The sequence below is a fragment of the Micromonospora sp. PTRAS2 genome, assembly GCF_054052245.1.
In genome coordinates, this window is the sequence record NZ_JBSWBU010000002.1 from 605,351 (window position 1) to 616,287 (window position 10,937).

The 10,937-nt window shown below is 75.5% G+C and carries 7 protein-coding genes; 1 reads left to right on the forward strand and 6 read right to left on the reverse strand.

Going from position 1 to position 10,937, the window contains the following annotated elements:
- The first annotated feature begins 87 nt into the window (after positions 1 to 87).
- Positions 88 to 441, forward strand: coding sequence for a hypothetical protein (locus ACVMYR_RS08665; protein WP_396789389.1), 354 nt, complete (start codon positions 88 to 90; stop codon positions 439 to 441).
- A 6-nt stretch (positions 442 to 447) separates the two neighbouring features.
- Here ACVMYR_RS08665 and ACVMYR_RS08670 read toward each other — a convergent pair whose 3' ends face one another.
- From ACVMYR_RS08670 to ACVMYR_RS08695, 6 genes are all read right to left on the reverse strand, one after another.
- Entirely contained in the window at positions 448 to 1,398 is a 951-nt protein-coding gene (locus ACVMYR_RS08670) for a lytic polysaccharide monooxygenase auxiliary activity family 9 protein (RefSeq protein WP_457121509.1), read from the reverse strand.
- 62 nt (positions 1,399 to 1,460) lie between these two features.
- Positions 1,461 to 3,182, reverse strand: coding sequence for a condensation domain-containing protein (locus ACVMYR_RS08675; protein ID WP_457121510.1), 1,722 nt, complete (start codon positions 3,180 to 3,182; stop codon positions 1,461 to 1,463).
- Positions 3,179 to 4,402: an MFS transporter gene (locus ACVMYR_RS08680; RefSeq protein WP_431892446.1), complete on the reverse strand. Its 1,224-nt coding sequence runs from the start codon at positions 4,400 to 4,402 to the stop codon at positions 3,179 to 3,181. The genes ACVMYR_RS08675 and ACVMYR_RS08680 overlap by 4 nt, the downstream gene beginning before the upstream one ends.
- Positions 4,403 to 5,605, reverse strand: coding sequence for a cytochrome P450 (locus tag ACVMYR_RS08685; RefSeq protein ID WP_457121511.1), 1,203 nt, complete (start codon positions 5,603 to 5,605; stop codon positions 4,403 to 4,405).
- Complete coding sequence (locus ACVMYR_RS08690) at positions 5,586 to 9,128, reverse strand: non-ribosomal peptide synthetase (RefSeq protein ID WP_457121512.1); 3,543 nt, start codon at positions 9,126 to 9,128, stop codon at positions 5,586 to 5,588. Before ACVMYR_RS08690 ends, ACVMYR_RS08685 begins: the two co-directional genes overlap by 20 nt.
- Positions 9,125 to 10,936: a carbamoyltransferase family protein gene (locus ACVMYR_RS08695; RefSeq protein WP_457121513.1), complete on the reverse strand. Its 1,812-nt coding sequence runs from the start codon at positions 10,934 to 10,936 to the stop codon at positions 9,125 to 9,127. Before ACVMYR_RS08695 ends, ACVMYR_RS08690 begins: the two co-directional genes overlap by 4 nt.
- Between the last annotated feature and the right edge of the window lies 1 nt (position 10,937).

Below are 10,937 nucleotides of genomic sequence, written 5' to 3' on the forward strand. Positions count from 1 at the left end.
AGTACAAAGACTCACCGCACACCACGCTCTTGATATAAGCGCCATCATCGGCGATGCTCTCTCCAAGACCGTCACCGAGGAGGCAGCATGTTGAACGAGGTCAGGTGGATTGGTCTGGAGCCGGAGGTGCGGCACGCGTTCTCGCTCTGCCGGGTGCGCAAAGCGGGCACGCCCGACGAGTGGTACGACCTGCTCGGGGTCGTCCGGGTGCCCGTCGACCAGCAGGTGCCGGACAAGCTGCGCGACGGGCTGCTGCCCTGGGCGCTGGCCACCCTGGCGGCCGGTGGATACGGCTTCGGCCGCTACCACGCCGGCTACTCCACCCTGGACGAGGACGGCGAGCCGGACAAGGCCCTCGCCAGCGAGGACATCAACTGGTCCGGCAGCGGTGTCCTGGTCCCCGTCGAGAAGCCGGCCGAGATCGACAGCCGCCTCGGTTAAGCAACGTCACCAGACCCGGCGGCGGCCCGCGCGGTGGTTGCGTACCCCGCAGGGGCGGCCGGGTGGCGGGGTGGCGGGCCGGCGCAGGCGTACGACCAGGGCGGCCAGCAACACGACCAGCGCGACCGCCGCGCCCGCCGCGACCGGCCACCCGCCCGGGCCGAGCCGGCTCACCGACGACACCGGAACCCCGGGCGCGCCCCCGACGGTCTCGCCCAGCGTGCCCGCGTCGGCGGCCAGCACCTCGGGCGCGTTCGCCGGCTCCGTCTCCCCCGCCGATGCGGCGGCGGTGGTCGCCGGCTTCTCCGCCGCCGCGCCGCCGCGAGGGGCCGCAGCTTCGCGGTAGATGACGTCGGAGCAGGAATAGTAGGTGTCCTGGGTGTCGGAGTTCTGCCAGATCGTGTAGATGAGGTGCCGCCCGGCACGGCCCGCCGGCAGCCGGCCCGTCATCGTGTACGCCCCGTCGCGGATCGGCGGGTCGGTCGCCGTGAGGAACGGCTCGGTCTCCAGGTCCACCCAGGTCAGCCGCCGCTTCGGGTCGTAGTCGTCAACGGTCGAGTAGAGCCGGAACGTGCCCCGGTGCGGGATCGTCGTGCGGTAGCGGAAGGTGAACTTCGCGCCCGCCGTCAGCTCGGTCGCCGGCCAGTCGGAGCGTGCCAGGTCCAGCCCCTGGTAGGCGGACAGCCCGCCGCTGCACAGCTCCCCGTCGGGGATGCGCTGCCGGTCCCGCCCGTCGATGCGGGCCACCCGGATGTTGTCCCACTCGCGGACCGCCGCGCCGGCCGACACGGCCGCCCGGCAGGCGGGGGTCGCGGCGTGGGGGCCGCCGGGCCGGCACGCGGCGGCGCGGCTCAGCGGGTCGGTGGGGGCCCCGTGGGCGTACGCCGGGGGCGCGGCGAGCGCCACGGTCGCGGCGGCGACCGCGGCGGCGGCGGCGAACGTGCGGCGTACGGCCATGGTGTCGACCTCCCGCACAGTGGTACGGACGCGGGGCGGCAAAGGTTCGACGGGCGCTGCCCCTACCTGCCCGTGCCCGCCGCGCGGAACGGCTGCGCCTGCCAGGCGGCCGGGTCCTCGGGGTGGCGGGGCGGGTGGGCGCAGAGGACGTACGAGTCGGGGGCGGTCGCGCCGTGCCGGCCGCCGAGCGTCGCCATGATCGCCCGGTGCACGTCGCGCGGGCCCGTGCGCGGGTCGGCCGGGGCGGCGTACCCGACGAGCGACCGGGCGCCGACGGGCCCGTTCCGCAGCACGATCCTGGCGTACGGGTCGCCGGTCGCCTCCCGGAGCACCTGCTCGCTGAGGGCGAGGTCGATCCAGGCGGAGTCGATCTCCACCCAGTTGTCGCCGCGCGTGACCCGGTCGAGCCCGACGAGGTCGCCGAGCATGCTGTAGTCGATGTCCCGCTCGGCGGCGGTCAGCAGGATCCGCTCCATCGACCACAGCAGCTCCGCCGCCTCGTCGGTGGTGACGTGCCGTACGTCGTGGGTGAGGCCGACCACGACGGTGGGCCGGGTACGCAGGATGACGAGCTGCACCGGGCCGGTGGTCTGCGTCTCCAGGCCGCTCTCCACCTCGGTGCCCCGCACCGGCACCCCGGCCCGCCCGTCGAAGACGCCGCCCCGGGAGGTGCTCATGTCGTTGATCACCAGGTCGCGGTGCCGTTGGCAGCCCCGCTGGGAGCCGATCGACTGGACCAGCTCCTCCACGGCGGTCGCGTCGAAGTAGGCGTACTGGTAGGCGTTGAAGATGTTGAGGTGCGTCTGCCGCAGGGTCTCGTGGAACGAGGGGGCCGGCGCGAACGGGACCAGCGCGCTCTGCGCGATGCTGCCGACGAAGTTCTGCATGCGGGGCAGCGCCCGGTTGCTGTAGAGGGCCTCCAGCATCGCCCGGTCGGTGCCGGTCCACCAGCACAGCAGCGTCGCCGTGGTGGTGACGAGGACGCTGGCCGGGGTGACCCTGGCCCGCTTGGCGATCTCGGCGAGGGCCGCGGCGACGGGGGTGGAGCGCAGCGTCGCGAGCCGGTGCTCCGGCTCCCCCTCCCGGCGGGCCGGGGTGGAGACGAGGCAGGGCGGCATGGTCTCCAGCTGCCTGCGCCAGTAGTCAAGCGTCCTCGTCATCCGCCGGCGGGCCTCGGGGGTCTGCTCGTATTCGGCCTGGTCGGCGGGCTGCCAGGCCGGCGGGTCGGCTCGATGCTGGTCAGCGTGGCCGCCCGCCGTGCGGTCGGCGGGCGAGGCGACGAGTCCGACGAACTCGTCCAGCACGATGTTCGCCCCCACCAGGTCCGCGACGGTGTGGGAGAACTCGAAGACGGCCCGCACCGGCACCCCGGCGTCGGTGGTGACCGCCATCCGGACGGGGAAGTCGGCGCCGTGGTCGAACGGGCGGGGCGGATCGGTGATCCAGGTGCGGTCGCGCGCCTGCGGCCCGAGTTCGAGCAGCGTCACCTCGACGTGGCCGGACCGGGACACCACCTGGGCCCGCTCGACGCCGGGGCCCACCTCGTAGACCGTTCGCAGCCCCTCGTGGCGGGACACCAGCGCGCCGGCCGCGTCGAGCACGTCGTCGACGGTGCGGCCGGCGGGCAGGTCGGCGTGGACGACGAACACCGCGCCGGTGCCCTCGTGCGGCATCCAGTCGAAGACGTTGCTCTGCCCGTGGGGCAGCGGCCAGCGGCCCGCGCGGTGCCCCGCGAAGGGCACCCGCACCGTCCGGTGGAGGGTCGGGGTCTCGGCCGCGGTCACGGGGCCACCTCCAGCTCGGTCTGGTCGGTCTTCTCCTCGGCGGGCACGGGCGTCGGCCTCGGGCGGGTCAGCAGCCGCAGCCCCGACAGCAGGATCACCAGCGACAGGACGGCCAGCAGGACGCGGTAGTCCACGACGCCGATGAGGACGGCGGCCACCCCGATGCACGCCGTCTGCGGGACCGTCACCAGCATGCCCGCCGTGGTGAAGACCCGGCCCAGCAGCCGCGAGGGGGTGTGCCGCTGCAGCAGCGTGTTCCAGCCGATCGAGAACCAGGTGACCGCGAGCCCGATCCCGATCGCCCCGCCCAGCACGACGGGGGTCGCGCCGACGGCCAGGGCCGCGCAGCCGAGCCCCAGGCCGACCAGCGCCCCGCCGATGGCCCGGGCCTCGCCGGCGCGGCGCAGCAGCCACGCGCCGGTGAACCCGGCGGCGATGGAGCCGATGCCCTGGACGCTGACGATCACCCCGAAGAACGCCGCCGGCCGGTGCAGCCCGTCCTCGACCACCACGAAGATGATCGGCTCCAGGAACCCCACCGCCCCGAACGCGACGGCGCTGACCAGGGTGACCTGGGACAGCAGCGGGACCGACCGGATGTGCCGCAGGCCGGCGAGCAGCTCCGTGCCGAACCGTTCGCCGGTGGGTTCCGGCGGCGACTCGGCGACGCGTACGGACGCGAGCGCGGTGATGGCGGCGAGGAAGGTCAGCGCGTCGATCAGCGCCAGCAGGTGGCCGCCGAACGCGGCGTAGATGCCGGAGCCGACCAGCGGCGCGAGGATGCGGGTGAACCCGAACAGCGTGCCGAACGCCGCGTTGGCCGACGGCAGGTCACGGTCGGGCAGCAGGTCCTTGAGCAGGGCGTTGCGCCCCGCCGTGAGCACCGTGGCGACGCAGCCGTGCACGATGGCGACGGCGTAGATGATCCAGGTGTCCTCGGCGCTGCGCACCCCGAGCAGCGCCAGCACCACCAGCCCGGCGATGCCGTTGGTGACCATCAGCAGTGTCTTGCGGCGTACCCGGTCGATCTGCCGCCCGGCCAGCGGGGCGAACAGCACCGGCAGGCCCATGGCCAGGAAGACCACGCCGGCGGCCGAGTTGCTGCCGGTGAGGTCCTTGACCCAGATGCCGAGGGCCAGCAGCAGCGCGGTGTCGCCGAAGCCCGACAGTGCGTCGCCGATGTACAGCCGCCGAAACCGGCCGTCCCTGAACGCGGTCACTCAACTCAGCGCCTCTCGGTGGTTGGCGGGGCGGCCGACGGGTTCCAGCCGCACCTGAAGGTGGCGATAGCCGTGGACCAGGTTGGAGCGCAGCGGCACCGGCTCCCCGAGCACGGCCACCGCCCCCGCGAACTCGGCCAGGGCGAGCAGCAGCGCCCGCAGTTCCAGCCGGGCCAGCGCCGCGCCCAGGCAGTGGTGCGGGCCGTACCCGAAGCCCAGGTGGTTGGCGGTGCGGCCGGGGCGGAACTCGTCGGGGGCGTCGAAGTGGCGGGGGTCCCGGTTGGCCGCCGGCAGCCACGCCACGACCGCGTCGCCGGTCGACACCCGCTGGCCGGGCAGGTCGACGTCGTCGGTGGCGACCCGCAGCACGTGCATCGCGGGCGACGTCCACCGGATGACCTCCTCGACGACCGGCCCGACGAGGCCCGGGTCGGCCCGCAGGCCGGCGAGGGTCCCCGGGGACGTGGCGAGCGCGTGGAAGCAGCCGGCGATCGCGTGGCGGGTCGTCTCGTTGCCGCCGACGAGGACGTTGTCGCAGTTGAGGAGCACCTCGCGCAGGTCGAACCGGCTGTCGGCGGCCAGCGCGCTGATCAGGTCGTCGCCCGGGCTGCGCCGCCGGTCGGCCACCAGGTCGGCGAGGTAGAGGATCATCTCCGAGTGGGCCGCCTCCGGCGACATCCGGTCGAAGGTGTCGTCCGCGCCGCCGAACGCGTGGTTGGTCAGCTCGATGAGCATGTCGCGGTCGTCCGCCGGCACGCCGAGGATCCGGCAGACGACGCTCGCCGGGATCACCGGCCCGAGCGAGGCGGCGACGTCGACGCCGCCGGCCGAGACGGCGTCGGCGACGAGCCGGCGCACCTCCTGCCGGACGATGTCGTCGAGGGACTCGGCCATCGCCCGGGACAGGAACGGCATGATCACGCTGCGCAGCCGGCCGTGCTGGGGGCCGTCGGCGACCACGAGCATCCCGCCGCCCGCCTTGTCCGGGTGGTCGCGGTCGAAGCCGATCATCATCCCGTACTCGGAGGTGAACGGCGCCTTCGGCGCGAGGATCGCGCGGCACGCGGCCAGCGAGAACACCGACCAGAAGCCGCCCGGCGACGTGCCGGCATCGCTCCACAGCACGGCGTCGGCGGCGGCGCGGTCGCGCCAGCGGGCGAACCGGTCGGGGTCGAGGTAGAGGTCAGGGTCGCCCAGGTCCATCGCCGTGCCCCCTCCGCTCGGTCCCGGCCAGGCCGGTGCTCTCCCCGGCCGGGCCGGCGGCCTCCCCCGCCGGGTCGGTGGTCTCCCCCGCCGGGTCGGTCGTCTCGCGGGCCAGGTCGGCGATTTCGCGGGCCAGGTCGGCGAAGGCGGGCCGGCGGAACACGGTGACGATCCGCAGGTCCACGCCGAACCGCCGGTGCACCGCGCCGACCAGGTGCAGGGCTTTGATGGAGGTGCCACCCAGGGCGAAGAAGTGGCTGTCGGCGGCGACGTCGGCGACCCCGAGCAGGTCCCGCCAGATGTCGGCGAGGCCGGCGGCGACCGGGTCGACCGACGCCACCTCGGCGGGTGTCGGGGCCGGGTCCGGGGCGGGGGCAGCGGCGCGGCCCAGTTCCGCCAGCAGCGCCGGCCGGTCCACCTTGCCGTTGTTGGTCGTCGGCAGCCGCCGCACCCGGTGGCACCGCGCCGGCACCATGTACGCCGGCAGGTTGGCCCGCAGGAACTCCCGCACCTCGCCGGGGTCGGCCGGGCCGGTCAGCACGGCGACCAGCTCCACGGCGTCGGCGTCGGCGACCGCCAGCACCGCGCCCTCGCCCACCTCGGGGCAGTCGCCGAGGACCCGCTCCACCTCGCCCAGCTCGACCCGGAACCCGCTGACCTTGACCTGGTCGTCGCGGCGGCCGAGGAACACGACGCCGCCGTCGGGCAGCAGCCGCACCAGGTCGCCGGTGCGGTAGAGCCGCGCCCCGGGCTCGGCGGCGAACGGGTCGGCGACGAACGCGGCGCCGGTGCGCCCCGGGTCGCCCACGTAGCCGTCGGCCAGTCCCTGGCCGCCGACGTACAGCTCGCCGGTGCCGCCGGGCGCGACGGGGGCCAGCCGGTCGTCGAGGACCCGCAGGTACGTGCCGTCGATGGCCCCGCCGATCGGCAGGACACCCCGGTCCAGGTCGGCGGCGGTCACCTCGTGGGCGGCGGAGAAGGTGGTGTTCTCCGTCGGCCCGTACGCGTTGACGAGGTGCTGTGGCGCGCCGGCGGCCAGCATCCGCCGCACGGGCTCCAGCGCGTACTGGTCGCCGCCGATGAGCAGCACCCGCAGCCCGGCGAACGCGTCGGGCACGTGCGCGACGATGGCGTTGAGCAGGGCGTTCGTGGTGAACATGACGCTGACGCCGGTGTCGGCGAGGAACCGCCCCATCCGGTGCGGCGACAGGGCCACGTCGCGGGGCACCACCGCCAGCGTCGCGCCCGCGCACAGCGCGCCCCAGACCTCCAGGGTGGCCGCGTCGAAGGCGGTGTTCGACAGGTGCGCGACGACGTCCTCCGGGTGCAGGCTCAGGAAGTTGGAGCGCGGCACCAGCCGCAGGATCGCCTCGTGCGGGATCACCACGCCCTTCGGCGTCCCGGTGGAGCCGGAGGTGTACATGACGTAGGCGGGATGCCGGACGGTCACCGGCACCGGCGGCGGGGCGGGCCGGTCGGCGGCCCCGGCCAGCGCGGCGGCCAGGTCGACGGTCGGCACCCCGGCCGGCACGTGCTCCTGCGCGCCGGGCTGGCACAGGGCGAGCCGCACGCCGCTGTCGCGCAGGATCGTCCGGCTGCGGGCGGGCGGCTGGGCGACGTCGACGGGCACGTACGCCGCCCCGGCGCGCAGCACGGCCAGGAACGCGGTGACCGCGTCCGCGCCCCGCTCGGCGGCCACGGCGACCCGCTCCCCCGGCCGTACACCCGCCTCGACCAGGTGCCCCGCGAGCCCGGCGGCGGCGGCGTCCAGCTCGCCGTAGCGCAGGCTCTTTCCGCCGTGCCGGACGGCGACCGCCTCCGGGTAGGCGCGCGCCCGCTGCGCCACCAGCTCGTGCACCGGCCGGTCGGCGGGCTGGCGGGTGTACCCGCCGGGGACCCGGCCGACGGGCCGGGACGGGGCCGACGCGGCCGACGGGGCCGACGCGACCGGCGCGGGCGGGGCCTCCGGGATGGACAGCGTCGCCGCGACGGGGGCGTCCGGGGCCGCGCTGAGCCGGGCGAGGTCGGCCAGCAGCCGGCCGTGCAGTTCCTCGGCCCGGCCCCGGGTGAACAGGTCGGCGGCGGCCTCCAGCGCCGACGTCGCCGCCGTCGCGCCGGTGGTGACCGTCCACAGCAGCTCGTACTTGGCGGTGCCGGTCGACAGCACGTCGCGGGCGGCGGTGGCCCCGGCCGGGGCCCAGTGCCAGGCGCGGTCGTCGACGTGCGAGATGCTGACCTGGGTCAGCGGGTGCCCGGCGGCACCGGCTGCGGCGGTCGCGTCGGCCACCAGCTCCTGCAACGGCGTCCACTGGTAGGCCAGCGCCGCGCTGACCTGCCCGCGCACCTGCGTGACGAGCTGCCGGAACGTGGTGTCGGGCCCGACGCGCACCCGGACCGGCAGGACGTTGACGAACATGCCGACGGTGTCCTCGTCGTCGGCCGTCCGCCCGCCCAGCGGCGCGCCGACCACGACCTCCGGCGCATGCGCCGCGCCCCCGGGCGCGGCGACCTGGGCGAGGAACGCCGCGTACGCGGCGAGCAGCACCATGAACTCCGACGCCGCGCAGGCCGCCGCGAGTTCGGCGAGGCGGGCCACCAGCGCGGCGTCGACCGGGGCGGTCACCACCTCGCCGGCCGGGCCCACCACGTCGGGGCGCGGCCGGTCGGCCGGCAGCGCCATCCGGCCGCCCAGCCCGGCGAGCTGCCCCCGCCAGTGGGCACGCGCCGCCGCCGCGTCGGGGCGTCCGGCCAGGCCCCGGCGGCGCAGCGGCGGCAGGTCCCGGGACAGGCCGACGCGGTCGCCGTACGACTGCTGGAGCTGGCGGTCGAGCAGGTCCAGCGAGTGCTGGTCGGCGATCAGGTGGTGCAGGGTGAGCAGCAGGACCGCGCGGTCCCCGGGCTCGGTGACGAGGCAGGCCCGCGCCAGGGGCGGCACGTCGGTGGGCACCGGCCGGCGGGCCTCCTCCGCGACGTACCGGCGGGCCTCGGCGGCGGCCCGTGCAGGCTCCTCCCCGGACAGGTCCACGACCGTCCACGGCAGCGCGGCGGCCGACCGGACCAGCCGCCGGCCGTCCGCCGTGAAGCAGGTGCGCAGCGCCTCGTGCCGGTCCACCAGGTCCTGCAGCGCGGCGCGCAGCGCCTCGGCGTCGACGTCGCCGGCGAACCGGTAGCGCACCGGGACGCAGTACAGCGGCGAGCCCGGGTGCAGCCGGTCGGAGAACAGCAGCCGCTCCTCGGTGGGCGACATCGAGGTCTCGCGCGCCGACGGCGCGTGCCGGGCCAGGTGCGCGGCCACGTCGACGGGCCGCCGGCAGGTGAACAGCAGGTCCAGGTCGACGGCGATGCCGGTGCGCCGGCGCAGTTCGAGGGCCACCTCGACGGCCTGGAGGGACTGCCCGCCAAGGTCGAAGAAGTCGGCGTACGGGTCGATCCGGTCCCGCCGCAGCACCTGCCCGAAGGCGGCGTGCACGATCTCGGCGTACGGCGCGGCGTCGGCCGTCGCCGGCTCGTTGTCGATGCTCACGCGGCGCTCCCCGCGTCGTGACCCGCACCGGCACCGGCGCCGGCACCCGTGCCGGTGCGCCGGACCAGGTGGTCGCCGAGGACGAGCGCGTCCAGGGTGGACCGGGCGAACGTGGCGACCGCCTCGGCGGGGGTGCGGACGATCGGCTGGCCCCGCAGGTTGAACGACGTGTTGACCAGCACCGGCAGCCCCGTCCGGCGGCCCATCTCGCGCAGCAGCCCCCAGAACAGCGGCGCGGACTCGCGCTGCACCACCTGCACCCGGGCGGACCCGTCGACGTGGGTGACGGCGGGCAGCCGGTCCCGGTAGGGCTCCCGCACGCCGGTGACCATCAGCATGTGCCGGAACGCCGCCTGCGTCCCCGGCGGGATGTCGAAGTAGGTGGCGGCGTCCTCCACGGGCACCGCCGGGGCGAACGGGCGGAACTCCTCGCGCTGCTTGACCACCGTGTTGAGGTGGGCGCGCATCGTCGGCGAGCGCGGGTCGGCGAGGATGCTGCGGTTGCCCAGGGCGCGCGGGCCGAACTCCATCCGGCCCTGGCACAGCGCCACCGTGGCACCGCCCTCGATCAGCGCCACGGTCTCGCGGACCAGGTCCTCCTCGGCGTGCCGCGCGACGGCGAAGCCGGGGCCGAGGTCTCGCAGCGCCGCCGCGACGTCGGCGGCGGCGAGGTCGTCCCCCCAGTACGGCATGTCCATGCCGGCCGGCGCCGCCGGCCGCGCCTCGCGCAGCGCGGCCAGGGCCGCGCCCAGGGCGGTGCCGTCGTCACCGGCGGCCGGCTGCACGAACACCTCGTCGAAGAGGCCGCTGCGCAGGATCACCCCGTTGGCGGAGCAGTTGAGCGCGACGCCGCCGGCCAGGCAGAGCCGGCGCAACCCGGTGCGGCGGCGGTACTCGGTGAGCACGTGCAGCAGCGTCCGTTCCAGCGCGTCCTGGAGGGCGGCGGCCACGTCCATGTGGTGCTGCGCCAGCTCGGCGTCGGGCTCGCGCGCCGGGCCGAGCTTCTCCTCAAGCCGGCGCAGCACGCCCTGGTGCGTCTCGCGTTCCATCGGGGACTTGTTGGCCGACAGCAGCGGCACGGCGAACCGGCCGTCGGCGTCGAGCCGGACGAACTCGTCGAGCGGGCCGCGGTAGCGCTGCCGGTCCCCGTACGGGGCCAGGCCCATCACCTTGTATTCGTCCATGCCGGGCTGGAAGCCCAGGTAGTGCGTGAAGACGCTGTAGAGGATGCCCAGCGAACTCATGATCGGGTAGCTGCCGCACTGGTCGAGCGACGCGCCCCGGCCCTCGAACACGGTCAGCGACTCCTGCTCGCCCATGCCGTCGGCCACGACCACCAGTGCCTCGTCGAAGCCGCTGAGGTAGTAGCTGCTGGCGGCGTGGGCCACGTGGTGGCGCACGTGGACGAAGCGGGGTTCGGCGACGGCGGGCGGGTAGTGGGCGCGGAAGGTGTCCCGCTGGACGCGCTGGGCGTACACCTCCTCGTACCACCGGGTGGCGAGGTGGTCGAGCCGCCAGACGGGGGACGGCTCGTACCGGAAGCCGTGGGCGACGACCTCGACGTCGCGCATCGTCGCCCCGGCCGCCCGCAGGCAGGCGTCGATCGCGTCGTGGGGGAAGCGGCCGGTGCCCTTGTCGCCGTCGTAGCGTTCCTGCGCGGCGGCGGCGATCACCCCGGTCTCGTCGACCAGGGCCGCCGCGGAGTCCAGGCCCTGGACGATCCGTTGTTCCCGCCGCCACCCGTCGCCGAGTATCGCGCGCTTGAGCGCCGTGCCGCGGTCGAGGCCGCTGAATCCCAGCGTCAGCATT